The 23012-nt window shown below is 69.2% G+C and carries 21 protein-coding genes; 13 read left to right on the top strand and 8 right to left on the bottom strand.

Features of this window, described 5'->3' with window-relative positions; all coding sequences use genetic code 11:
• The coding region (gene dnaA, locus D8Y23_RS06960; protein ID WP_428844471.1) for a chromosomal replication initiator protein DnaA at nucleotides 1–1110 on the bottom strand (1110 nt) is incomplete at its 3' end.
• 419 nt (nucleotides 1111–1529) lie between these two features.
• On the opposite strand from dnaA, the gene rpmH reads away from it, so the two are divergent.
• From rpmH to rsmG, 6 genes are read left to right on the top strand one after another with little or no spacing between them, the layout of a single operon-like run.
• Nucleotides 1530–1667 carry a 50S ribosomal protein L34 gene (rpmH, locus tag D8Y23_RS06955; RefSeq protein WP_076492700.1) on the top strand — a complete coding sequence of 46 codons (138 nt, stop codon included), beginning with the start codon at nucleotides 1530–1532 and terminating at the stop codon, nucleotides 1665–1667.
• An 8-nt stretch (nucleotides 1668–1675) separates the two neighbouring features.
• The gene (gene rnpA, locus D8Y23_RS06950; protein ID WP_128217434.1) at nucleotides 1676–2014 is read left to right on the top strand and encodes a ribonuclease P protein component; all 339 of its coding nucleotides are present in this window, start codon (nucleotides 1676–1678) and stop codon (nucleotides 2012–2014) included.
• 17 nt (nucleotides 2015–2031) lie between these two features.
• Nucleotides 2032–2367 (top strand): membrane protein insertion efficiency factor YidD, encoded by a 336-nt coding sequence (gene yidD / locus D8Y23_RS06945; RefSeq protein WP_205796938.1) that lies wholly within the window; start codon nucleotides 2032–2034, stop codon nucleotides 2365–2367.
• Nucleotides 2368–2370: 3 nt separating this feature from the next.
• The gene (gene yidC, locus D8Y23_RS06940) at nucleotides 2371–3444 is read left to right on the top strand and encodes a membrane protein insertase YidC (RefSeq protein ID WP_128217432.1); all 1074 of its coding nucleotides are present in this window, start codon (nucleotides 2371–2373) and stop codon (nucleotides 3442–3444) included.
• A gap of 18 nt (nucleotides 3445–3462) precedes the next feature.
• Complete coding sequence (locus D8Y23_RS06935; protein WP_128217431.1) at nucleotides 3463–3966, top strand: protein jag; 504 nt, start codon at nucleotides 3463–3465, stop codon at nucleotides 3964–3966.
• 10 nt (nucleotides 3967–3976) lie between these two features.
• Complete coding sequence (rsmG, locus tag D8Y23_RS06930; RefSeq protein ID WP_205796937.1) at nucleotides 3977–4606, top strand: 16S rRNA (guanine(527)-N(7))-methyltransferase RsmG; 630 nt, start codon at nucleotides 3977–3979, stop codon at nucleotides 4604–4606.
• A 9-nt stretch (nucleotides 4607–4615) separates the two neighbouring features.
• Here the strand turns inward: rsmG and D8Y23_RS06925 are convergent, their stop codons facing one another.
• Nucleotides 4616–5005, bottom strand: a complete 390-nt coding sequence (locus D8Y23_RS06925; protein ID WP_128217429.1) for a hypothetical protein — start codon at nucleotides 5003–5005, stop codon at nucleotides 4616–4618.
• A 3438-nt stretch (nucleotides 5006–8443) separates the two neighbouring features.
• On the opposite strand from D8Y23_RS06925, the gene D8Y23_RS06920 reads away from it, so the two are divergent.
• The 3 genes from D8Y23_RS06920 (at nucleotide 8444) to D8Y23_RS06910 (ending at nucleotide 10763) form a co-directional block, all read left to right on the top strand.
• A complete protein-coding gene (locus tag D8Y23_RS06920; protein ID WP_128217428.1) occupies nucleotides 8444–9364 on the top strand; it encodes a ParA family protein in 921 nt (306 codons plus the stop codon).
• Nucleotides 9364–10332, top strand: a complete 969-nt coding sequence (locus tag D8Y23_RS06915; RefSeq protein WP_128217427.1) for a ParB/RepB/Spo0J family partition protein — start codon at nucleotides 9364–9366, stop codon at nucleotides 10330–10332. The genes D8Y23_RS06920 and D8Y23_RS06915 overlap by 1 nt, the downstream gene beginning before the upstream one ends.
• A gap of 83 nt (nucleotides 10333–10415) precedes the next feature.
• Nucleotides 10416–10763 carry a tryptophan synthase subunit alpha gene (locus D8Y23_RS06910; protein WP_128217426.1) on the top strand — a complete coding sequence of 116 codons (348 nt, stop codon included), beginning with the start codon at nucleotides 10416–10418 and terminating at the stop codon, nucleotides 10761–10763.
• 178 nt (nucleotides 10764–10941) lie between these two features.
• Here D8Y23_RS06910 and trxA read toward each other — a convergent pair whose 3' ends face one another.
• The 3 genes from trxA to D8Y23_RS06895 all read right to left on the bottom strand — a co-directional run bounded on the left by trxA (nucleotide 10942) and on the right by D8Y23_RS06895 (nucleotide 14516).
• A complete protein-coding gene (trxA, locus tag D8Y23_RS06905) occupies nucleotides 10942–11265 on the bottom strand; it encodes a thioredoxin (RefSeq protein ID WP_128217425.1) in 324 nt (107 codons plus the stop codon).
• A gap of 62 nt (nucleotides 11266–11327) precedes the next feature.
• A complete protein-coding gene (gene trxB, locus D8Y23_RS06900) occupies nucleotides 11328–12314 on the bottom strand; it encodes a thioredoxin-disulfide reductase (RefSeq protein WP_128217424.1) in 987 nt (328 codons plus the stop codon).
• A 93-nt stretch (nucleotides 12315–12407) separates the two neighbouring features.
• Entirely contained in the window at nucleotides 12408–14516 is a 2109-nt protein-coding gene (locus D8Y23_RS06895) for a DUF6049 family protein (RefSeq protein WP_128217423.1), read from the bottom strand.
• A 100-nt stretch (nucleotides 14517–14616) separates the two neighbouring features.
• Between D8Y23_RS06895 and D8Y23_RS06890 the strand changes: the two genes are divergently transcribed.
• Together D8Y23_RS06890 and D8Y23_RS06885 are read left to right on the top strand one after the other, a co-directional pair.
• Nucleotides 14617–16131, top strand: coding sequence for a DUF7059 domain-containing protein (locus D8Y23_RS06890; RefSeq protein WP_128217422.1), 1515 nt, complete (start codon nucleotides 14617–14619; stop codon nucleotides 16129–16131).
• 152 nt (nucleotides 16132–16283) lie between these two features.
• Nucleotides 16284–17711: a CCA tRNA nucleotidyltransferase gene (locus D8Y23_RS06885; RefSeq protein WP_128217421.1), complete on the top strand. Its 1428-nt coding sequence runs from the start codon at nucleotides 16284–16286 to the stop codon at nucleotides 17709–17711.
• A gap of 209 nt (nucleotides 17712–17920) precedes the next feature.
• On the opposite strand, the gene D8Y23_RS06880 is transcribed toward D8Y23_RS06885, so the two are convergent.
• From D8Y23_RS06880 to D8Y23_RS06870, 3 genes are all read right to left on the bottom strand, one after another.
• A complete protein-coding gene (locus D8Y23_RS06880; RefSeq protein ID WP_128217420.1) occupies nucleotides 17921–19036 on the bottom strand; it encodes a hypothetical protein in 1116 nt (371 codons plus the stop codon).
• Nucleotides 19033–19392, bottom strand: a complete 360-nt coding sequence (locus D8Y23_RS06875) for a PadR family transcriptional regulator (protein ID WP_128217419.1) — start codon at nucleotides 19390–19392, stop codon at nucleotides 19033–19035. The genes D8Y23_RS06880 and D8Y23_RS06875 overlap by 4 nt, the downstream gene beginning before the upstream one ends.
• 225 nt (nucleotides 19393–19617) lie before the next feature.
• Nucleotides 19618–20652, bottom strand: a complete 1035-nt coding sequence (locus D8Y23_RS06870; RefSeq protein WP_128217418.1) for an NAD(P)-dependent alcohol dehydrogenase — start codon at nucleotides 20650–20652, stop codon at nucleotides 19618–19620.
• Nucleotides 20653–20895: 243 nt separating this feature from the next.
• Here D8Y23_RS06870 and D8Y23_RS06865 point away from each other — a divergent pair, with 243 nt between their 5' ends.
• Nucleotides 20896–22203: a GAF domain-containing protein gene (locus D8Y23_RS06865; RefSeq protein ID WP_128217417.1), complete on the top strand. Its 1308-nt coding sequence runs from the start codon at nucleotides 20896–20898 to the stop codon at nucleotides 22201–22203.
• A gap of 28 nt (nucleotides 22204–22231) precedes the next feature.
• Nucleotides 22232–22756 (top strand): hypothetical protein, encoded by a 525-nt coding sequence (locus D8Y23_RS06860; protein WP_128217416.1) that lies wholly within the window; start codon nucleotides 22232–22234, stop codon nucleotides 22754–22756.
• Nucleotides 22757–23012: the final 256 nt, after the last annotated feature.

The raw sequence follows: 23012 nt of genomic DNA, 5'->3' as shown, positions 1-23012 counted from the left end.
GGCCACGGCCTGCGATCGGCTCGAGCCGTAGAGGTCGTCGACGGACAGCTTGAAGTACTGCGCGGTCGCGGTGATGATGTCGGTCGGCGAGACGACATTCGCATCGTCCTGGTCGATGATGTCGCGCAGTACGGTCTGCGCGAGCGACATGTCGAGGGTCGACCGGTTCAGGCTCGCGAACGCGGAGACGCGGATGAGCGCACCCTCCAGTTCGCGGATGTTCGACGAGACGACCGTGGCGATGTACTCGAGCACGTCGTCGGGGATGAGGAGCCGCTCGCTCTGCGCCTTCTTGCGAAGGATCGCGATGCGCGTCTCGAGGTCGGGGGCCTGCACGTCGGTGATGAGACCCCACTCGAAGCGGCTGCGCATGCGGTCTTCGAAGCCGGTGAGCTGCTTGGGCGGCAGGTCGCTGGTGATCACGACCTGTTTGTCGTGGTCGTGCAGCGTGTTGAAGGTGTGGAAGAACGCCTCCTGCGTCTCGGCGCGACCCTGAAGGAATTGGATGTCGTCGATCAGGAGGATGTCGACGTCGCGATAACGCGCCTGGAACGCCGAGCCGCGGTTGTTCGCGATGGAGTTGATGAAGTCGTTCGTGAACTCCTCGCTCGAGACGTACCGCACGCGGATGCCGGCGTACATGCTCGCGGCGTAGTCGCCGATCGCGTGGAGGAGGTGCGTCTTGCCGAGACCCGAGTCCCCGTAGATGAACAGGGGGTTGTACGCCTTCGCCGGCGCTTCGGCGACGGCCACCGCGGCCGCGTGCGCGAAGCGGTTGGACTGTCCGATGACGAAGTTGTCGAAGGTGTACTTGGGGTTGAGACGGGTGTCGTTGCGGGATGCCGGGACGATCGGGTCGGCGGATTGCTCCGGCATCGGCGAGTGCGACGTGGAGGTCGGCGCCGGCATCGGCGTCGGTCGGTCATCCCCCGCGGGCACCGACCGGTGGGAGTCGACGAGGTCGGGGTTGACGACGACACGGAAGTTGCTGACCTCCGGGTCGATGCCCTGGACCTGGGTCAGCGCCTCGAGGATGGGCGCGCGCATGCGCTTGTTCATCTGCGCCGCGGTCAAGTCGTTCGGGACGTCGAGATAGAGCGTCCCGCCCATCACGCCCTGCGGGACGGCGAGGTTGAGGAAGCCGTGCAGCTGCGGGGTGACGCGGTCGTCGGTGAGGAGGTGGTCGAGCACGGCGGACCAGACGGGGACATCCGGTACTTGGTGCAGTGACATATCCCCTCCGGGATCTCGGCGCGATACTGTCGACGTGCATCGCGCCGAACCTGTGGATAACTTCCGGGGACACGCTAGTTCGCGGTCCGCACGGAGCCAAATCAACTGTAGAACGCGCTCGCGTGTCTTTGCCACGGGTGTGGACGACGCTTGGGGATAATGAGCGGTCGCCCTCCCGGTTTGAGTTAACGTCGCGCGCGACGTAGCCTTAGTCGGTTGACTTATGCCTTCACGGCAGTCCCGACCACGTCCCCCGGCAGAAGAGCATCGGGTGACATCACCTCCGGAGTGACCCCATGAGCAAGCGTACCTTCCAGCCCAACAACCGCCGTCGTGCCAAGAAGCACGGCTTCCGCGCCCGCATGCGTACCCGCGCCGGCCGCTCGATCCTGGCGGCGCGTCGCGCCAAGGGTCGCACCGAGCTCTCGGCCTGACCTCCTACGTGCTCGCGAAGCCGAACCGACTCACCCGCGGATCGGACTACAAAGCCACCGTCCGTCGGGGTGTTCGGTGTGCCGGAACGCACACCGTCACCTACGTCGGCAGCGTGCCGGACGAAGGTCCCGCACGGTTCGGTTTCATCGTGAGCCGCCAGGTCGGCTCGGCCGTCACACGCAACACCGTTCGCCGCCGCCTCAAGGCGGTGTGCGCCGAGGCGCTCCCGTTCGTTCGCGGGGGCGCCTCGATCGTCATCCGTGCCCTCCCCTCATCGGCCACCGTCGACTACGCAGATCTGCGCGCCGACGTCGTTCGGTGCCTCCAGCGCAAGGCCGCGGCGTGAGTTCCTCGACATTGCCCGTGTCCTCGACCGGTGCCGGACACCTCGAGTGGTCGACGGTCGCGGCATCCGTTCCGCTCCTCCCCCGTAATGCCGGTCTCGCCCTCCTGCACGCTTACCGAGCGACGATCTCGCACGTCTACGGCGACGTGTGCAAGTACTACCCGTCCTGCTCCGCCTATTCGGTGGGCGCCGTGCAGCAGCACGGACTCGTCAAAGGTGCCGCGTTGACCGCGGCTCGCCTCGCCCGCTGTCACCCCTGGGCTCAGGGTGGCATCGACGACGTCCGTCCGCACCGTGCCTTCCGCCACGAACTCACTCCGCACGGCTTCGTCGTGCCCTCCCGAAAGGACTGATCCGTGCCGGATCTCATTGGAATCGTCCTCTGGCCATTGAAATGGGCGGTCGAGCTCGTGCTGGTCGGTTGGCACACGCTCTTCACGGCGCTCGGCATGGCGCCGGCTGCCGGTATCACCTGGGTGATCTCGATCGTCGGCCTCGTCCTGGTCGTGCGCGCCGCCCTGATCCCCCTGTTCGTTCGGCAGATCAAGAGCCAGCGGAAGATGATGGAGATCGCCCCCGAGCTGCGCAAGGTGCAGGAGAAGTACCGGGGAAAGAAGGACCAGCTCTCGCGTGAGGCGATGAGCCGCGAGACCATGGCGCTGTACAAGAAGCACGGCACCACGCCCGTGTCCAGCTGCCTGCCTCTGCTGGTGCAGATGCCGATCTTCTTCGCCTTGTTCAGCGTTCTGAACGATGTCTCCCGGCACGCCAACAGCGGTCAGGGCGGTGTGGGGCTGCTCACGCCCGAGCTGACGCGCGAGTTCTACGACGCGCGCCTGTTCGACGTGGCATCCATGCACGTGAACCTCGTGACCGCGTGGGGCCAGTCGGATGGCCAGGTCACGGTCGCGATCCTCCTGACGCTCGTCGTGCTGATGATCGCGTCGCAGTTCTTCACCCAGCTGCAGATCATCTCGAAGAACCTGTCGCCCGAGGCCAAGACCGGTCAGGCGTACCAGATGCAGAAGATCATGCTGTACATCCTGCCGCTGGCCTTCATCTTCTCCGGTGTCTTCTTCCCGCTCGGTGTCGTCATCTACTGGTTCGTCAGCAACCTGTGGACGATGGTGCAGCAGTTCATCGTCATCCGCGAGATGCCGACTCCCGGATCGGATGCCGCGAAGGCCCGGGAGGAGCGTCTGGCGCGCAAGGGCAAGGCGATCGACGCGAGCGGCAAGGTCGTTCCGATCGAGAAGTACGAGGCGGAGCAGCAGCGTCTGTTCGAAGAGGCTGAGCGCGCCCGCGCCGCCCAGCCGAAGCGCCAGCAGCCCGTCGGCAAGCAGCGCGCCAAGAAGCAGCAGCAGTCCACGAAGGGTTCGGGGACGGCACCGCGGCCGACCGCGAAGCCCGGAACCGACACCCCCTCCTGAGCACCCGGAGACGATGAGATGACGACGTCCGAGCAGATCGTGACCGACCAGCCTGCTGCCACCGAGGAGCAGCTCGAGCAAGAGGGCGACGTCGCTGCCGACTTCCTCGAGGGCCTCCTCGACATCGCCGACATCGAGGGCGACCTCGCGCTCGATGTGCGCGCGGGCCGTGCCTACGTGTCGGTCGAGGCCGACGACGTCGCGGCTCTGGCGACGCTGTCCCACCCTGACACCGTGCAGGCCCTGCAGGAGCTCACCCGTCTGGCCGTGCAGAACTCGACCGGCCGCTTCTCGCGGCTGATCCTCGATATCGGAGGGTCGCGCGACGCGCGTCAGCGCGAGCTCGAGAACCTGGTCGATCGCGCCATCCAGCGCCTCGACGAGGGGGCCTCGCAGGCGTCGTTGCCCGCCATGTCGAGCTACGAGCGCAAGCTCGTGCACGACATCGCCGCCGACCGCGGCTACTCGTCCGAGTCGTTCGGCGAGGGTGCGGACCGTCACACCGTGCTCCGTCGCGGCTGATCCGTTCGACGTGACGGACGAACTCGAAGCGGAACCGGATGCCGCGGCCGCGGTGTTCGGCGACCGCATCGACCTGGCGCGCGGCTTCACCGCCGCACTCGCCGAGCACGGGGAAGAGCGCGGACTGATCGGCCCGCTCGAGGTACCGCGGCTGTGGACGCGGCATATCCTCAACAGTGCCGTCGCGGCCCCGTTCTTCGACGGACGCGTCGCTGATGTCGGTTCGGGCGCCGGCCTCCCCGGTCTGGTCCTCGCGATCGCGCGGCCGGATGTGCAGTTCACGCTCATCGAGCCCATGGAACGCCGCACGGTGTGGCTGAACGAGCAGGTGGCATCCCTCGGGCTCGACAACGTGACGGTGGAGCGCCTGCGGGCTGAGGAGTGGGCCAAGGGGCGCGTCTTCGACGTCGTCACCGCCCGCGCGGTGAGCGCGCTGCGCACGCTCATCCCCTGGACAGCACCTCTGGTGCGCGTCGGAGGGCGTCTCGCGTATTTGAAGGGGGCGAACGTCGCGGCGGAGGTGGATGCCGCTGAGAAGCAGATGCGCCGGTTCGGTGTCGTCGACGTCGAGATCCACGTCGTGGGCGAGGGCGTGGTGGACGAGCCGACGCGCGTGTTGACGGCGACCGTCACCCGATAGGGATCCCATTCAATGGGAGTCGCGAGACCAGGCTCTCGCATGATGCAGCACGGCCGACGTCGGGTACGTCCCTCTGCCCGATGAGAGGTCGAAGACGTCGATGAGAAGCATCAGGGCGTACGTCGGGGCCTGATCGAATGTTGCGATCACGCGATTCTCGCAACCGATGAAGGTCACTCCCCCGCCCCACTCGACCGACCACGTCAAGGGCCGACGGGTGTCGTACGGGACGGTGGTCGCGATCATGTCGGTGGTGAGCCGGTCGTCGAGGTGGGCATTGATACCGCATCGCGTCCGCGTCCGCAGTCGGACGGTATCGGCATCGATCTCGGCGACGCAGATCTCGCCGCACTCGCGGGGGTCCTGGTGTTCGGTGCCGACGAGCCAGATCGCGGTCATGCAGTCGGGATCCGCGCTCGCGCGCAGGGTTACTTCGACACGGCCCGCACGTGGAGCGAAGCCGAGACGAGTGGGGACAGGCGTGTGGACGACGAGGTTTTCCGCGCGGTGGCGATGCGTGCCGCGATCGGAACCGACTGGACCCGAGTACGTGGCCGTCTGCATATTGGACACTCTGAGTGGTGCGTCCTCGGGACGCCAGTCGGGTTGATTCTCGTCGATCTGGAGGTGGAGCCCGGGGAGCGCGAACCGCAGCCGGGCAGCCGATCGTTCGGCTGTCGTCCAGTGCGGGAGGTAGTGCGAGGACCTGCTGTAGCAAGGGAGGAGCGGCCGGCTCGTGGCGAGGGTGCATCAACGTCTCGCGATGTCAGCGTGATCGAACAGGATCACCGATGGTTCCAGCGTCGATGGTACCGGCACACGAGGTGCAATCTGCGTGGGAGTTTGCCGTCCTAGGCCTGTGTGCGCGGGCATGACGGGCGCGCCGGATCCCTGCGCCGGCTGGGCCGCGCGGCAGATCGGCCCAGCAGCCGTCGTGTATCCGTTTCACGTGAAACGGCCCTATGCGCTGAAGCGGGTCGGGTGTGGCGTCTCGGCCGAGGCAATTGCCGTGTCTCCAGCGCATCGTGAGGCGGCGTTCCGCGCGGCGTACCCGGTACCTGCAGCGGACTGGCGCCCTTTGGGGAGTGAGTGCGCTCTCGTGGCTCATCCCGTACCCGGGAGTGTTGGGTGCCCGCACGATCGGACGCTCGAGGCACCACCATCCGATGCATCCACCCCCGCACACCGTGGCAGTCCTGCGCAGGTTGCCTCCGTCCTTCGGTATGGCCACATCTCGGCGTCACCGCGAGCTTCTCGACGGTCGGCTGTAGCCGACCTCGTCCGGCATTGGTACGGAGGCAGACGCGGGTGACGTTGGTCGTACGCGTGGCAAGATCGTGCGCGCACATCGATGGTCGTTGTGGGTCCGCAGTGGCCGCGCCCGGAACGGAACAGGCTCGGTGTCTCGTTCAGAGGTATCTGCACGGTCCGGTCTCGTCCTACGGTCGTGGTTGGACGGGCTGGACTGCGCGCTGGGGAGGGGCATCATCCTGCGGTGTCGTCCGAGCTCAGGTGTTGGCGTCGGAGACGGCTGCCCGTCAGTCGCGTCCGTGCGGTCCGCCAGGCCAACGGTCTCCCCGATCGTTGTCGGAGGATGTCGATCATCGAGAGGAAATCGCCGAGCTCTCGAGCGCCGGCGGCTTGGTCGACTTATCGTCGATGGCATTGGCTGCAGGAGTAGACCACCATGGGCCGGGTCGGAACCCACCCGAGAGGCCCGGCCCCTCGGGCCACGTGCACTGTGGCGGGAGTCGCTCGCAGAGTGACTGTAGGGCTTGAGTGTGGGTCCATGTTTCACGTGAAACCCGACGACTGTTCGGCCGGAACGGGGCGGGTGATACCGGCTACTCGCACCACTCTCCGCGGACGCGGGATTCGGTACGTCTCACGCCTGGTCGCATGGAGTAGGTGGTGGCCCGACGCGCACACGAGCTCCGTGCCTAGACGAGTCGTTTCACGTGAAACGAAGGCGCCGCCGTTCTGCGGCGAGGGTCGGTACGACGACCGGACGTGAGACCTGTCGTGCCTCGAGAGATGGCTCAACGAGCTCATGGCCGAGGTTCACGACACATTGCAAGGCGGGGCAGCTGCGAATGTGGGCTGAGCTGAACCCGGCGCGGACCGCCTGCTCGGAACCCAGCGACCGGTCGAGGTAGCGACTCACGGGAGCGTCGTCGATTCGCGGCGCGTGTCAGGGCCCGAGAGATGGGGAGAGTTGGGAACGACGCATCGACCCGGCCCGGGGTGAGACCGAGCACGGTGCGTCTGCGCTCCCTCTTGGTGACGGTTCACCACGCGATTCCCGCACGAGGGTGAGGCATCATCCGTTGCTGCCCACGCAGCATAAGATCGCTCCCGCCGGCTCCACTGGTCACGCTGCCTGCCGCCCGTTGCGACTTCTGTCGCGCCACACGTCGACTGTTGATTGACGCCTACTCCCCCGTTGTGGCGCAGGGAAATCGTGCGACGCGATACGTGCGTGAGGCCACGCACGCTCGACATGCCCGAAGAGCACGGGTCGCTGCAGCCGCACCTCGCGCATGCGATGCAATGGCGGATGCCTGGCGGACGTCGCTGGTACATCGCAGGGCGGTTCACGACGTCTCGGTGGTGTTGGCGGGAGTGTCTAGCATCGCCACCGCTGTTTCACGTGAAACATTCCCTCAGGTATCGCCCTCGTGGTGGTGTGCCGGCATCCGGCGCTTCGCGGGGTGCCGACATGCGGTGCCCATCGGGGCCGCCCCTCCCCCTAATCGCGCGGAGCGATCAGCCCCGCCCGTCACTTCAGGCGGCGCGTCCGGAGGGGGCGAAACCGCCAGGGTCACTGAGCGAGGGATGAAAGGACGCTGGGCCGCTTCAGGCACCCGCGCCGTATCCGACAGGCGGCATCACGATCGGCGGGGGATGGCCGGTGTCCTCACAAGTCGGCTCCGATGCCCTGGCCTGCGTGCAACCGTAGTGCGAGGCGGAACAGTGGGCCAGAACGCTCCGCCGGCTTGGATTACCAGGAGCGACCGGCGGGATGGGCCTGGGGGTGTACGTCCGCGGGGTGCGACGTGGTTGATCCCGGGAGACCATGCTGTGCGGGTAGAGGCGTCATGTTTCACGTGAAACACGACGGCGTCGTCGTCCCGCGCCGGATCATCGCGTGGAACCGCGCTGCGAGTCGATGCCTCAGCTGGCGCGTGAGGGACGCCGCCGCAAGGCGCGCCGGTTACGCGCACTCTTCAGCACCTCACGCACGCGCGCCGACACCGTCTTCAAGGCGCGGCAACGCACGCCGTACCGCTTCCCCCGGTGGCTAGGGAGCCATCCACCCGTGGAAGCGCACAGTCGGCGCAGGCCACATCTTTCCGTCAGTTCTCGCCGGGCCCGCAGAGCGGATACGGCCCGCCGCGACTGCCAGCTGCCGCACTGACCACTTCGACGCACTTTAGGGACGAGGTCGGGCGCCTAGGCGCAACACGTTTCACGTGAAACACACGCGTGACGATGCTCGGTGCGAACAACCGCGCCGCGCCCGCGCCCCACGTCAGCAACCCAGCCGAGGAGAGCGGCTGGCGGCCCGCGCGGCAAATAGGTCAGCTTGCGTAAGCATTCGGCGTGGTCCGCACGAGCTCCCACACCGTCGTCGGGATCGCGTCCCACGCCGTTTCCAGTCGGTCAGCAGTAGGAGTATGCGCTACCTACCCATCTACTCGACGCGATCGCGCCCAGGTGCAGCAGCGCGGAGAGATCCGGTCGGGATCCCGTCGCGGCCAGCCCCTGGCCTTCGCGCGATCCTCCGCCCGCGTAGACTGAGGTCGTTGTCCCCGGGTACGAAGGAGCGCGTTTCACGTGAAACAGTCCGGTGAGCCGTCTCGTTCCGCCACCTCCTTCGAAGACTCCCCCATTGCGCGCGAGCTCGCAGATTTGTCGGCGCGACGACGAGCGTTGGAGGCCGTTGAGGTGAAGCTGTCGGGACGCACCCGCGTATTCACGGTCTCCAACCAGAAGGGCGGCGTCGGCAAGACCACCACCGCCGTCAACATCTCGGCGGCGCTGGCATCCCTCGGTGCCAAAGTACTGGTGATCGACCTCGACCCTCAGGGCAACGCATCGACCGCGCTCGGGGTTCCCCACAATGCGGACACCGCGAGTATCTACGACGTCCTCATCGACGAGTTCCCGCTTTCCGACATCATTCAGACGAGCCCCGAGTCGCCGAACCTCCTGTGTGCGCCCAGCACGATTCATCTCGCGGGCGCGGAGATCGAGCTCGTCTCACAGGTGGCTCGCGAGCACAGGCTCCGCGGTGCGCTCCGCGACTACCTCGCCTCACCTGACACCCATCTCGACTTCGTGGTCATCGACTGTCCCCCGTCGCTGGGCTTGTTGACGATCAACGCCTTCACCGCCGCCGACGAGGTGCTGATCCCCATCCAGTGCGAGTACTACGCCCTGGAGGGGCTGAGCCAACTCCTCGGCAGCGTGCAGATGATCCAGAAGCACCTCAATCCCGCGCTCCACGTGTCGACCATCCTGCTGACGATGTACGACGGGCGAACCCGTCTCGCGCAACAGGTGGCCGATGAGGTGCGCACGCACTTCTCGAACGAGGTCCTCGAGACCGTGATCCCCCGCTCGGTACGTGTGTCAGAGGCGCCGAGCTTCGGTCAGACGGTCATCGCGTACGATGGCCACTCAGCGGGCGCGATCGCCTACCGCGAAGCGGCGGTCGAGATCGTTGCCCGCGACACCACCACGAAGGAAGACTGATGGCCAAGAGAACCGGACTGGGCCGCGGCATCGGTGCCCTCATCCCCACCGCCGAGTCGTCGGAGTCGCGTCCTGTCGACGTCTTCTTCCCGGGTGCGTCGTCGTCCGACGAAACCACGAAGGCGAGCACGCCGTCGGATGAGGCGACGGCTGACCTCGTCAGCGTGCCGGGTGCACGCCTCGTGCACATCGACCCGAAGTCGATCGTCCCCAATCCCCGGCAGCCGCGCACGCACTTCGATTCCGATGACCTCGCGGAACTCGTGCACTCGGTGCGCGAGTTCGGTGTTCTGCAGCCCGTCGTCGTGCGCGACAAGGGCGACGGCACGTTCGAGCTGATCATGGGTGAGCGCCGCACACGCGCATCGCGCGAGGCGGGCCTGACGTCCATCCCGGCGGTCGTGCGGGAGACCGAGGACGAGTATCTCCTGCGTGATGCCCTCCTGGAGAATCTGCATCGTTCGCAGCTCAACCCGCTCGAAGAAGCATCCGCCTACCAGCAGCTCCTCGAGGACTTCGGCATCACCCAAGAAGAGCTCGCCACCCGCATCGGCCGCTCGCGCCCCCAGATCAGCAACACGATCCGCCTCCTCAAGCTCCCGGTACCCGTACAGCAGCGTGTGGCGGCCGGCGTTCTCAGCGCCGGACATGCCCGCGCGATCCTTTCGCTCGACGATCCGCGCGAGATGCAGAAGCTGGCCGACAAGATCGTCAACGAAGACCTTTCAGTGCGTGCGGCCGAAGCGGCCGCGAAGATGCCCGGCGTGGCACCCGTCCGCCAGAGGCCGAAGGCCGGATCCCGCCGATCGGGTCTCGACGACATCGCGGAACGTTTGGGCGACCGGTTCGACACGAAGGTCAAGGTCTCACTCACGGCACGAAAAGGCCAGATCAGCATAGATTTCGCAACTATCCAGGACCTCAACCGCATTCTCGCCGTCCTGGGCGAAGACGGCTACACGGGCTGAGAACCGACTCATTCCTTCCCGGGTATACCCTGCGATGCCCGCCCGTCTGTCCCCGTGTCGGAGGGTCGACGTAGGCTGGATGGGTGACCGCGAACGACCAAAGCCCCCGCCGCCGAGCCAGTCTCGAGCTCCTTCGCGCTGAGGCCTCCGACGAGCTCGCTGTCCTGATTCACGAGCGGCTGCGCGGCGGCGAAGACCCGTGGGAGTTCATGGAAGACCTTCCGAGTGTCGACGAGCTCGTGGTTCTGACCCTTCGCGCGGAGAACATCGCCGAGAACGGCGGAGTGCGCCCTACGCGCGCCCGCAACTACCGCGTGCTGCGTCAGATCGCTCTCGACCATCCCCCACTCACTCGCGCTGTGTGGCGCATCCTCGGCGACGAAGAGCCCCACCGCCGGTGGGACGCATCCGTGCGTCTCGACGCCTCCTAGGTCGCGCGACAGCCCTGCAGACGGCGCGACAGCCTCCTAGGCCGCGCGACAGCCTTCACGGCCCCCCGCACCGTCTACGGGCCACGCACGCGCCGCGAACAGGCGCCGGGCCGTGGCATCGAGACGCGAAAAAGCCCCCGACATCACGAGGATGCCGGGGGCTTCACTGCGAGGGGACTCAGCCGAGGTAGGCCTCGAGGTCCTTCTCGAGAGCGAACTTGGGCTTGGCGCCGATGATGGTCGTCTTGACCTCGCCGCCCTGGAAAACCTTCATCGCGGGGATGGAGGTGATCTGGTACTTCATCGCGAGGTCGGGGTTCTCGTCGACGTTGAGCTTCACGATGGTGATCTTGTCGGCGTTCTCGGACTGGATCTCGTCGAGAACGGGGCTGACCATACGACACGGTCCACACCACTCGGCCCAGAAGTCCACGAGAACGGGGCCCTCGGCCTGCAGGACGTCCTGCTCGAAGGTCGCGCTGGTCGTCGCCTTGGCGGTCATGTGCATATCTCCTTAGATGGAAGCGTTACCGGCTGAAACCCCGGTGAGCGCGGGTTTATTCCTCAAACGACAGCGGGGTCGGGGAGCCCGTCGATGGGGCTTTCCGCGACGGCGGGCTCGCCGGCCTCGCCGCGTGCGGCGAGGAAGTGCTCCACGTCGAGCGCGGCCACGGTGCCACTGCCGGCAGCCGTGATGGCCTGTCGATACGTCGGGTCGATGACGTCGCCGGCGGCGAAGACGCCGTCGACCGATGTCCGCGACGAGCGACCGTCGACCCAGATCGTGCCCTGCTCGGTCAGCTGGAGCTTGTCGTGCACGAGGTGCGTGCGCGGGTCGTTGCCGATCGCGACGAACAGACCATCGAGGGGCAGGTCGCGCTCGGAGCCGTCGACGGTGGAGCGCAACCGGACACCGTTGACGGCCTCGTCGCCGAGGATGTCGGCGACTTCGCTGTTCCAGACGAACTCGATCTTCGGGTTCGCGAACGCGCGCTCCTGCATGATCTTCGAGGCGCGCAGGGTGTCCTTACGGTGGATGATGTACACCTTCGACGCGAACTTGGTGAGGAAGCTCGCTTCCTCCATCGCCGAGTCGCCGCCACCGACGACCGCGATCGTCCGCTCGCGGAAGAAGAAGCCGTCGCACGTCGCACACCACGAGACGCCACGGCCGGACAGGCGCTCTTCGCCCTCGAGCCCGAGCTTGCGGTACGCCGAGCCGGTCGCGTAGATGATCGAGGCGGCCTCGTGCACCTTGCCGCTGCCGAGCGTGACCGTCTTGACCGGGCCGTCGAGCTCGAGCGAGACGACGTCGTCGTACAGGACCTCGGCGCCGAAGCGCTCGGCCTGGGCCTGCATCTTGGCCATGAGGTCGGGTCCGAGGATGCCATCGGGGAAGCCCGGGAAGTTCTCGACGTCGGTGGTGGTCATGAGATCGCCACCCGCTTCGACGGAGCTCGCGACGACGAGGGGTTCGAGGTTGGCTCGGGCGGCGTAGATGGCGGCCGTGTAGCCGGCCGGGCCCGATCCGATGATGATGACGTGACGCACGGTAGCGCGTTCCCTTCGTTGATTCCGTCGGATGAAACCCATGCTAGCCCGGCAGTATTCCGCGAGCCGGGGGCTGGCGCACAGGCGGAGAGGTCAGTCTGAGGAGGCCGCGCCGTCCATCGCCGCGCGGGCCCGCCGACGGCTCGCGACGGTGCGTACGACGCCGATTCCGAGGAACGCCGCCACGAGCGCGATGAAGACGATCAGGCCGATGCTCTCCCATTCGGCACGCACTTCCACCGAGACGTTCTGTCGCGCGCCGATGGGCTCACCGGTCGGGCTGTACAACTGCATCCCGACGGTCACCTCGCCGTTCGCGATGCGGGCCTCCACGGGTACCTCGACACGCGTGTTGGCGGATGCCTGGGCGTTGATCGGGGTGCTCGGCTCCACGCGGAGGCGGACGTCGTCCGGTTGCGTCCGCAGCTCCACCGTTATCGGCCAGGGCAGGTCGTTGCGCACCCACGGGCGCAGCGGAGCGCTGGAACTCACCAGGCGGAAGTCCGACGACAGGATGCCGACGGAGTCGAGCGTCGTCTGGGTTGCGGCGCGATGGTCGGCGACGGCGGTGCGGGCGGCATCCCCCGTCCAGGCGACGTTGAGAACCTGCAGGACTTCGGCGCGTTCGCGCCCGGTGAGGAGTTCGGGCTGGTCGAGGATCGTCGCGAAGCGGTCGATGGTCTTCTCGCCGGTGAGGAGTTCGGCGACGTCGGCGGCACGTGCGGAGTCCGGGGCCGCGTCGGCGATCGAGACGTCCGACCGGGGGGCGCTCGCGATCGCGGCGAACGTCGTGGGGGTGTATCCGGGGGTGGATGCCAAGGCGCCCTGCGTTGCGCGCAGGCTCACGCGGGACCGGTCGGTGCCGCGATCGAGGACGGCGAGCACGGGCCGGTCGGGCGAGCCGGTGCGCGCGAACGCGAGGTGTCCGGAGACGGCGGCGAGGGCCGCGCCCCGCCGCGCGGTGTCGTTCTCGCCGGCCGCGGTCGTCAGCGCCCGAGAGATCTCGGCGTCGTAGACGGCCGTCGCGACCCCGGAGCTGGCTGTGCTGGCCGTGGGCGGAGACTCGGTCAGGTTTCCGGACGACACGAGGATGCGGGTCGGTGCGGCATCCGTTCCCAGGGCACCCAGAGCGCTCACGACGGAGCCGTCGACGGAGCCGGTGGCGGGCCAGAACACGTTCGGTGCGGCGGTTCCGATGTCGAGCAGCGCGCCGAGGTCGGGGAATGCCGGCTGACCGGGCTCGGACGAGGACGTCGGGCGCGGCGTCGCCACCGTCGCCACCTCTTGCGTGAAGTCGTTCGCGGACATGTAGGACTGCAGCGATGTCGGAGCGAGCGGCGTGGATACGCCGGCGTGAATCTGCGCCGAGAGATCCGCGTCGCCGAACTGCAGGGCGAACCGGTCGTTGGGGAGCGCGAGCAGGCGCTGAAGCCAGGCGACCGCCGTCGGTGGTGCGGCGGAGCCGAGCACGCGGATCGCGGCAGGGATGGCGGGGTCGACGGCGAGGGTGGAGAGCGAGCCGTCGACGGCGTCGAGCTGCGCGGAGAGCGGCCCGTCGACCGCCGTCAGCTCGGCGAGCTCGTTCGCGGTCAACAGGCCCCGGGTGCGCGGCGCCGCGGTGATCGGCACCACGACGGCGAGAGGAGTCGTCGCGCCGTCGGCCGGGATGACGACGACGGTCGGGGCCTCGAGCGCCGCCTCCCCGTTCGTCCTCGCGAGCACGGGGTAGACGCCGGCTGCCCGCCCGGCCAGAGCGGGGTCGGTGCCCTGCACGGTGAACGTCACCGAGGTCTGCGAGGTCGGCGCCGTGGCATCCAGGGTTCCGGTAGCGACCTGCTGCAGCGTCACGCCCGACGTGTCGCCGCCCAACCAGCGGGTCAGGGACGCGTCGTCGGCGAGCGGGGCGGAGCCGATCGACAGCGTCGCGGGCCGGGAGGAGACGGTCGCGCCTCCCGGGTTGGCGAGGGTCGTGAGGACGGTCAGCGCCTCTCCGGGACGCAGGATGCCGTTGCCGGCGGGGGCCGCGGCCAGCGAGGGTGATGACGCGGTGGCGGAGGGCGAGGGCGTCGACGTCGCAGCGACCGCGAGGGACGGCGTCGCGAGGCCGATCGCGAGGGCCACTGCGGCGAGGGTCGCCAGCAACCGGCGCGTGAGGGGGCGCCGCGGCACGGGTGAGCCCGAGGGCTGGGAGGTCACGGTCATACGAACGTCGGTCGGGCCAGGCGGCCTCGCACCGCGACGAGTCTAGGTCCGCACACCTCGGAACCCCCCGATAGCCTCGCGCAGACGGTTGAATGGACCGGTGCTCCCCGAACCCGACCCGACACTGTGCCGCGCTCTCGCCCATGATCTCCGGGCCGCGAGGTATTCCGGCGCGGCGCTCCGCGACGCGTGGGGCGTCCAGGCGGACGATGCCGTGGCTCGGGGCCTGCGCGGGCCGGCGGAGCGTGCGCTCGGCCGCCGGAGCGACGCGCTCGCGGTGCTCGGGCGCCTCTGGGGTCTCGGCGTTCCGGTCGCGCGAGAGGCTGCGGCCGCGGCTCTCCCCTCCCTCGGCGTGGAGGGGGCGGCAATGCTCGGCCTGGTCGCGCTCAAGGGTGACCACGTCGTGCCCGCCGTGCTCGTGCGCCCGCAGCCCTTCGACGACGGCGACGGAGAGGTGGAGTGGTGGATCGCGAGCGACCTCGACGAGGCCGCGCTGGGCGGGCCGCTCCCCGAGGACCACGTCCTCGGCGTCGGCGGGGCCTCGCAGACGCTCGCCACGCTCCAGCTCACGTGGCGCGGCGGGACGGCTCTCGATCTCGGCACGGGGTGTGGCATCCAGGCCCTCCGGTTGCGGCGGCTCGTGCCGCGCGTGATCGCGACGGACATCTCCGAACGGGCGCTGCGCTTCACGCGGCTGAACGCGCTGCTCAACGACGTCGACGGCATCGAGACGCGACTCGGTTCGCTGTTCGAGCCCGTGGCCGGCGAGACGTTCGAGCGGGTGGCATCCAATCCCCCGTTCGTCATCACGCCGCGCGTCGCGGGCGTCCCGGCCTACGAGTACCGCGACGGCGGGCTGGAGGGCGACGCGCTGGTCTCCGCGGTCGTCTCGGGCGTCGCCGCGCACCTCGCTCCCGGCGGGGTCGCGCAGTCGCTCGGCAACTGGGAGTACCGCGACGGCGAATCGGGGCTCGACCGGCTCCGCGGCTGGGTCGATCCGTCGCTGGACGCGTGGGTGATCGAGCGGGAGGTGCTCGATCCGCTCGCGTACGCCGAGCTGTGGGTGCGCGACGGCGGAACCGTTCCGGGCACGCCCGCGTATGCGCGTCTCATCGACGCGTGGCTCGACGACTTCGCGCAGCGCGGGGTCACCGGCATCGGGTTCGGATACGTCGTGCTCCGCCGCCCGCTCGCCGGTGCTCCCACGCTCGCGCGCTACGAGCGGGTCGCCGGCGGCGGCGAATCCGCGTTCGGGCCGCACCTCGCCGCGTGCCTCGAGAACCACGACCGCGCCGCCCTGCTGGACGACGAGGGGCTGGCATCCGCCGTCCTGAGGGTCGCGCCGGACGTGACCGAGGCCCGGCACCACCGGCCCGGCGAAGAGTCGCCCTCCGTGATCGAACTCCGGCAGGGTGGCGGCTTCGCCCGCACGATCGAGGTCGACTCGGCGGTCGCCGCGCTCGTGGGTGCATCCGACGGCGACCTTCCGGTCGGTGCGCTGCTCGACGCGATCGCGCAGCTGTTGGAGGTGGATGCCACCGAGCTCCGCGCCGATGTCCTGCCGCGGGTGCGCGAACCCATCGTGACGGGGTTCCTCGCGTTCGCCGACGCGTGAGGGGCGGGTGCGGTCGGATCGACCCGTTGAGTGTCCAAGACACGCGGATGCCGCGCCGCGCGGTCCGCGTGTCCAGGACACTGAACCGGGGGAACGGGCACGGACGCCGCCGAGACCCCGGCGCGTCGGTGCCCCCGGTTAGGCTCGAAGGCATGCTGAACATGGCCGACGGTGTCGCGCGCCTCGGCGACCTCGCCGAGCACCCGGTGGTCGCCACCCTCGCGCGGGTGTTCGCCGACGCCGGGCGCGATCTCGCGATCGTGGGCGGTCCCGTGCGCGATGCGCTCCTCGGGCGCACGACCCACGACTTCGACTTCACGACCGACGCGCGTCCCGACGAGATCCTGGCCCTCGTGAAGCCCGTGTCGAGCGTGCAGTGGGACCTCGGTCGCGCCTTCGGCACGATCGGCGCCAAGGTGCACGGCGAGCAGGTCGAGATCACGACGTACCGCGCCGACAGCTACGACGGCGTCACGCGGAAGCCCACCGTCGAGTTCGGCGACACGCTCGAGGCCGACCTCAGCCGCCGCGACTTCACGGTGAACGCGATGGCCCTGCGCGTTCCCGCGCGCACGCTCGTCGACCCGACCGGCGGCGTCGAAGACCTCCTCGCACAGCGCCTCCGCACGCCCATCGACCCGGCGGTCAGTTTCGGCGACGACCCGTTGCGCATGCTCCGCGCGGCCCGGTTCGCATCGCAGCTCGAGTTCGCGGTCGACCCCGAGACCCTGGATGCCATCACCGATCTGCGCGCCACGCTCGAGATCGTGAGCCCCGAACGCGTGCAGGCCGAACTCGTGCGGCTGCTCCAGACCGATGACCCGGTGCGTGGCATCCGGGTCCTCGTCGAGACGGGACTGATCGACGAATTCCTGCCCGAGATCCCCGCGCTGCGGCTCGAGGTCGACGAGCACCACCACCACAAAGACGTCTACGAGCACTCGCTCACGGTGCTGCGTCAGGCGATCGCGCTCGAGCACGAGCGGCACCCGGGCGAAGCCCCCGACGTTGCGCTGCGCCTGGCCGCGCTGCTGCACGACATCGGCAAGCCCGCGACCCGCCGCCTCGAACCCGGCGGTGGCGTGACGTTCCACCACCACGACATCAAGGGTGCGCGGATGGCGCGCAAGCGCCTTCAGGCGCTGCGCTTCGACGCCGCGACGACGACCGTGGTGGCGCGCCTGGTGGAGCTGCACCTGCGGTTCTTCGGCTACGCCGAGGGGGCGTGGACGGATGCCGCTGTCCGCCGCTACGTCCGCGACGCCGGCGACGAACTCGAACGCCTTCACATCCTCACGCGGGCGGACGTGACGACGCGCAACAAGCGGAAGGCCCAGCGCCTGGCATCCGCCTACGACGACATCGAGGCCCGGATCGTCGCGCTGCGCGAGCAGGAAGAGATCGATTCGATCCGCCCCGAGCTCGACGGCAACCGCATCCAGGAGGTGCTCTGCCTGAAGCCGGGGCGCGAGGTCGGCGAGGCCTACCGCTTCTTGCTCGACCTGCGCCTCGACGAGGGCGTGCTCGGCGAGGCCGAGGCCGAGAAGCGGCTTCGGGAGTGGTGGGCCGCGCGGGGCTGACGACGCCGCGGGCGTGTCGGCGCAGAACTCCGCGGGACGGGACAGGTCAGGTTCTCCGTACACGAATTCGGGGCGTGATTCGTGCGCCCCAATTCGCCGAATCACGCCCCGAAACCTGTGGAGAGCTCAGTCCTCCTCGTCGCGCGCCTGCTCGAGGGCGGCCAGCACGAGGTGTGTGAGGTCGATGCTCACGATGCGCGGCTGGTCGGTCACGGAGTCACCGGCGCCGGCGTGGGGTCGGCCAGCGTCGTCGCTCCGGGGGTGGGAGTGGCATCCGGAACCGCCCCGGTGGTCGCGGCAGGACTGGGCGCGACGTCGGTCGGCACGGGCTGCACACGCAGGAAGGGGAACTCCGTCGCCGTCGCCTTCTTGACGTCTTCGAAGGGATCCCACGCCATGTCGCCCGGCGGGATCTCCCGCAGCGGGAAGACGTTCCACGTGTCGCTCGCGCCGGGGGCCGTGTAGGGAACGGGCACCGGACCACCGCCGCCGTAGAAGTAGGCGTCGTACGGGGCCGGCCCGTTCTCGCGCCCGATGGTCGTGAGCGGATTGCCGTCCTGGTCGAACAGTTGCACCATCGGGATCGCATTGCCCTCGGCGTCGAACGCGAAGATGTTCCGCACCCGCTGGCCGTCGACCGAGAGGCCGGGGGTGAAGGATGCTCCGACCGACGAGCCGTTCGACGAGTCCCACACCATCGACTGCAGGTTCGACCCGAGGGCCGCCAGGGTGAACGGGGTCAGCAGCACCGCCACCACGGTCACCGCCGTGCGGAATCCGCGCGCGATCCGGTTGGGGGCCCAGCGCCCTCGTCCCCACTGCACGCTCACCAGGAGCAGACCCGTCATGAGCACGATGCCGGGGAACTGCACCGCGCCGAACAGGTAGGCGATCGGCCCCGACATCCAGCCGTAGCCGGACCAGAAGAACGGCGCGATGAAGAGATAGAGCACCACGGCCCGGAGGATCCACCAGAGCGGGCGAAGGGATGCCAGTAGGTCGAGAGTCCACGCCGCCGCCGGATTGCGTCGAATCTGCGCATCGACCGACCGCCCGAGCGCGGCGGCGCGCTGCAGGATCGGAGTGCCCGTCGCGCGAGGAGTGTCGGTGCGCTCGGGGAGTCCCGCGGCGGCGCGCAGTTCGGCGGCGTAGGTCGTGGCATCCGGGAGCGTGAAGTCGTCGCCGGCTTCCGCGGCCTGGTCGGACAGGTCGGCCTCGAGGCCGTCGAGCAGGTCGTCGACCTCGTCGGCGGGCAGGTCGTCGAGGTGCGCGCGCACGGCCGCGGCGAACGCCTGGATGTCATCGTGGACGGGCGTGGTGATCATCGGGCGTCTCCGATCGTGCGCAGCTTCTTCGGGGTGGTCGTATCGTCGAGCAGGTTCGTCATGGCCGACGCGAAGTGCGTCCAGCTGGCGCGTTGCGCGTCGAGCAGTTCGCGTCCCTGCGGGTTGATCGCGTAGTACTTGCGATGCGGTCCGCCGTCGGACGGCACCACGTAGCTCGACAGCGCCCCCGCGGAGTAGAGCCGACGCAGGGTGCCGTAGACCGAGGCATCCCCCACCTCTCCGAGCCCCGCGTCGCGTAGGCGCCGCACGATGTCGTAGCCGTACCCGTCGTCGTGCTGGACCACGGCGAGCACCGCAGCGTCCAGCACCCCCTTCAGCAGCTGCGTCGTATCCACGCCGCCCCCTTCGCTTGTCTGTGAGGGACAGTACCACGCGATGCGCGGTAGTGTGTAGTGCGGATCTAGTGGGCTGGGAGTTGGGGCGACGTAGGTGGCCCCGGGGTGTCGCCAATGGCCCCGGGGCCACCAACTGCGGCTTGGCTTAAGCGGCCGACGGTGCGAGATGCGGGAACGCCGAGGGGGTGGCATCCCGAACCGGATGCCACCCCCTCCATGCCGCGGTTACGGAACGATGACCGCGCGGCCGCGCACCTCGCCGTGGTGCAGGCGCTGGTAGGCATCGACGGCCGAATCGAAGCCGTACCGCTCGACGTGGACGCCGACGGCGCCGCTGCGCGCGAGATCGAGAACCTCGACGAGCTCGCTGCGGGTGCCCCAGTAGGGCGCCCGCACCGCGGCACCCATCGGCGTCGAGAAGAAGCCGGCGGGGAGGATGCCACCGCCGATCCCGACGATGTGGATGAAGCTGTCGAGCGCGGCGACCTCCCGCGCCAGGTCGATCGTGGGCTGCACGCCGACGAAGTCGAACACGGCGGTGGCTCCGAGGCCGTTCGTCAGCTCGCGGATGCGCTCGGCGGCGTGCTCGTCCGAGGTCACCGTGTGGTGCGCGCCGACCTCGCGGGCGAGCGCGAGCTTGTCTTCGCCGAGGTCGACCGCGATGACGGTGGCCTGCGTGATGGCACGGAGGATCTGCACGCCCACGTGCCCCAAACCGCCGACGCCGATCACGACGGCCGTGGCCCCGGGGTACAGCTTCTCCTTCGCGGCGACGATCGCGTGGTACGGAGTGAGGCCGGCGTCGGTGAGCGACACGGTCTCGACGGGGTCGAGGTCGCCCAGCGGCACGAGGTGACGCGGGTCGTCGACGATGACGTACTCGGCCATCGCGCCCGGAGCCCCGAGTCCGGGCGGGGTGATGCCCATGTCGGCGGCGTACGGGCAGTAGTTCTCGGCGCCCTTCGCGCAGGCGTGGCAGCGGCCGCATCCCCACGGTCCGTAGATCGCGTAGGCCTCGCCGACATTCACGCCCTCGACGCCCTCGCCCAGCTCGTCGACCACGCCGGCACCCTCGTGGCCGAGGGTCAGCGGAAGGCCATACGTGTACTGCTCCTCCGGGAGGTCCATCACGAACCAGTCGGAGTGGCAGAGGCCCGCGGCGGTCACCTTCAGACGCACCTGGCCGGGGCCGGGGTGGGGCTCTTCGATCTCGACGACCTCGGGTCCTTTACCGATCTCGCGGTACTGCACTGCCTTCATGGCTGTCCTTCCTCTCGGTGTGTCCGTTCCTCCACGGTGCCGTCGCGGACGGGTCGTGGTGGCGGGGGTTGACGGCTGTTCTCGCCAGTTGGGAATCGGTCTCAACAGTGGCCGCGGGGCTACCGCGCGGCTTCCGCGAGCACACCGTGACGCCCGGGTCCTGGCATCCCGCCGCGAACCCTCCCGTCCGCGGTTGCACGCACCTACACTGGTCCCACCTCCGTCACCGTCGATGGGAGTTCGGTGCCTTCTCCGTGGTCGCGTCCGACCGTGTCCCCCGAGACCTCGGGGTTGATCATCGCGCGCGCCCACGACGAGTTGCTCGCCGGCAACGAGGATCGGCGCCTCAGCGACGTGCGCCCGCTGGTGCGGGAGTCGTGGCGGAGGTCGTTGGCATCCCTCGTCGGTCCGGAGGGTCTGCCGACGCTCGACCTCGCCTCCGAGGAGCTCGAGGCGTATCGGCGCGCGCACCCGCTCGCCGGGGTGATGGACATGGTCCGCGCGCTGCTGCTGCCGGGGTCGGCGGAGGACTCGGGCGTCGTCGTCGCCGTGGGAGATGCGGCCGGGCGCCTGCTGTGGGTCGAGGGTGATCGGCACATCCGCACGCTCACGGGCGACATGGGGTTCGTGGCCGGGGCGAACTGGTCGGAGGATGCCGTGGGCACCTCAGCCCCCGGTACGGCGTTGACGCTCGACCGGTCGGTGCAGATCCGCGGCGCCGAGCACTTCAATCGGCTCGTGCAGCCGTGGTCGTGCACCGCGGCGCCCGTGCACGATCCCGAAACGCGGCGGCTGCTCGGCATGATCGACGTCACGGGCGGACCCGAGGCCGTGACTCCGCAGGCCCAATTGCTGGTGGATGCCACGGCCCGGGCGATCGAGAGCGAGATCCTCGTCGGCCGGCTCCGGGCGCATCAGAATCCCCCGCCGCGTCGACCTCGGCGCTCCCCCGGGACGCGCGCGCTGTTACGGATCCTCGGGCGGGATCGGGCGCTGCTCGAGGTGTCCGGCGAGTCCGGTGAGACGGTGGTCGAGCTCGGCGCGCGGCACGCCGAGATCCTGCTGCTTCTCGCCGTTCACCGCGAGGGCCTGTCGGCGGAGGCCCTGAGCGAAGCCGTGTACGGGCACCCCGCGACCGAGACGCTGCGCCCCGAGATGGTGCGGCTGCGGAAGGTCCTCGAGCCCCTCGCGCCCGCCCTGGTCCCGGCATCCCGCCCGTACCGGCTGCCCGACGGCCTCGAAACCGACGCCCAGCAGGTCGTGTCGTTGCTCGATCGCGGGGCGCACCGCGTCGCGCTCGCCGCCTACCGCGGGCCGGTGCTGCCGGATTCGGTGGCGCCCGGGGTGGCCGAGGTGCGGGAGTCGGTGCGCCAGGCGCTGCGCGAAGCGCTCATCGAGGAAGCGGGGCTCGACGTGCTGCTCGCGTACGCCGACACCGTCGACGGTCGAGAGGATGCCGAGGTGCTGCGGCTGTGCCTCGGCATGCTGCCCGCCCGGTCGCCCAAGCGCGCCGGGCTCGTCTCGCGGATCGAGCGCCTGGAACGGGACTGATGTCGGAGGCCCTGGTTACGCTGAATGCATGGACGAACAGACGCTCGACATCTTCTCGGCAGCTCGCGCCCGACGTGATGTGGGGCGCATCCGCGAGGCAGTCGCCGAGGTGAAGGCGGGTGACATCGCCCGCGTCCTGGTGCGGTCGCCGCGCTACGGTCTGTACGCGATCGAGGGCGCTGTCCGCATCGGCGTGGGCGGGCAGCCGCTCGTCGGAGACGTAATCCTCGCGACCAGCGCCGAGATTCAGCGCATCGACCTCGGCATCGCGGCTCCCGAGCCGGCGCTTTCCGCTGACGTCGTCGACCCCTCGACCCTCCCCCACGGCACGCCGGTGCGGGTCACGTTCGTCACGCCGACCGCCGCGACGTTCGCCGTGACGGGTCCGATCACCGCGGGCAACGACCGCTTCCTCCTCGTCGGCAGCTGGATCGTGGCCGACGACCGCGTGATCGCCCCGCGCGTGGTGAGCATAGAGCGCCTCGACGACGTCGACCTGCACGAGGTGAACGTCCCGCCGCTACGGTCGGTGCTGGTCGACGCCGACGCGTAGAAGCCGAATGGATGCCGCGGCCTCAGGGTCGCGGCATCCGTCGTTTCCGCGTGGTCGTGCGGCGCGGTGCGGCGTGCGCCGTTCGGCGGCTGCGGCGTCGGGTGGGCGCACGGCGGTGCGGGGCGGGGTGGTGCGCGGCGTCGGGTGAGCGCGCGGGGTCGTGCGGCCGGTGCGGTGTCTGCGACGGTGCCGTGTCGAGGGCGGTGCGGCGCCGAGAACACACGATCCGTGCGAGCGCACACGTTGTGCGCGGCCG

Origin of the sequence: Microbacterium enclense (assembly GCF_004022425.1) — a bacterium.
Taxonomy (GTDB): Bacteria; Actinomycetota; Actinomycetes; order Actinomycetales; family Microbacteriaceae; genus Microbacterium; species Microbacterium enclense_A.
Note: the sequence above shows the minus strand (reverse complement) of the source record. Positions and strands in the feature narration are given on the sequence as shown.

Excerpts from the sequence above, each read along its gene's own strand:
- D8Y23_RS06860 (WP_128217416.1), top strand. The coding sequence starts at position 22,232 with ATGGACGAACAGACGCTCGACATCTTCTCGGCAGCTCGCGCCCGACGT.
- trxA (WP_128217425.1), bottom strand. The coding sequence starts at position 11,265 with ATGACCGCCAAGGCGACGACCAGCGCGACCTTCGAGCAGGACGTCCTG.
- D8Y23_RS06935 (WP_128217431.1), top strand. The coding sequence starts at position 3,463 with ATGACGACGTCCGAGCAGATCGTGACCGACCAGCCTGCTGCCACCGAG.
- D8Y23_RS06915 (WP_128217427.1), top strand. The coding sequence starts at position 9,364 with ATGGCCAAGAGAACCGGACTGGGCCGCGGCATCGGTGCCCTCATCCCC.
- D8Y23_RS06925 (WP_128217429.1), bottom strand. The coding sequence starts at position 5,005 with ATGACCGCGATCTGGCTCGTCGGCACCGAACACCAGGACCCCCGCGAG.
- D8Y23_RS06885 (WP_128217421.1), top strand. The coding sequence starts at position 16,284 with ATGCTGAACATGGCCGACGGTGTCGCGCGCCTCGGCGACCTCGCCGAG.
- D8Y23_RS06880 (WP_128217420.1), bottom strand. The coding sequence starts at position 19,036 with ATGATCACCACGCCCGTCCACGATGACATCCAGGCGTTCGCCGCGGCC.
- D8Y23_RS06895 (WP_128217423.1), bottom strand. The coding sequence starts at position 14,516 with ATGACCGTGACCTCCCAGCCCTCGGGCTCACCCGTGCCGCGGCGCCCC.
- D8Y23_RS06870 (WP_128217418.1), bottom strand. The coding sequence starts at position 20,652 with ATGAAGGCAGTGCAGTACCGCGAGATCGGTAAAGGACCCGAGGTCGTC.
- rpmH (WP_076492700.1), top strand. The coding sequence starts at position 1,530 with ATGAGCAAGCGTACCTTCCAGCCCAACAACCGCCGTCGTGCCAAGAAG.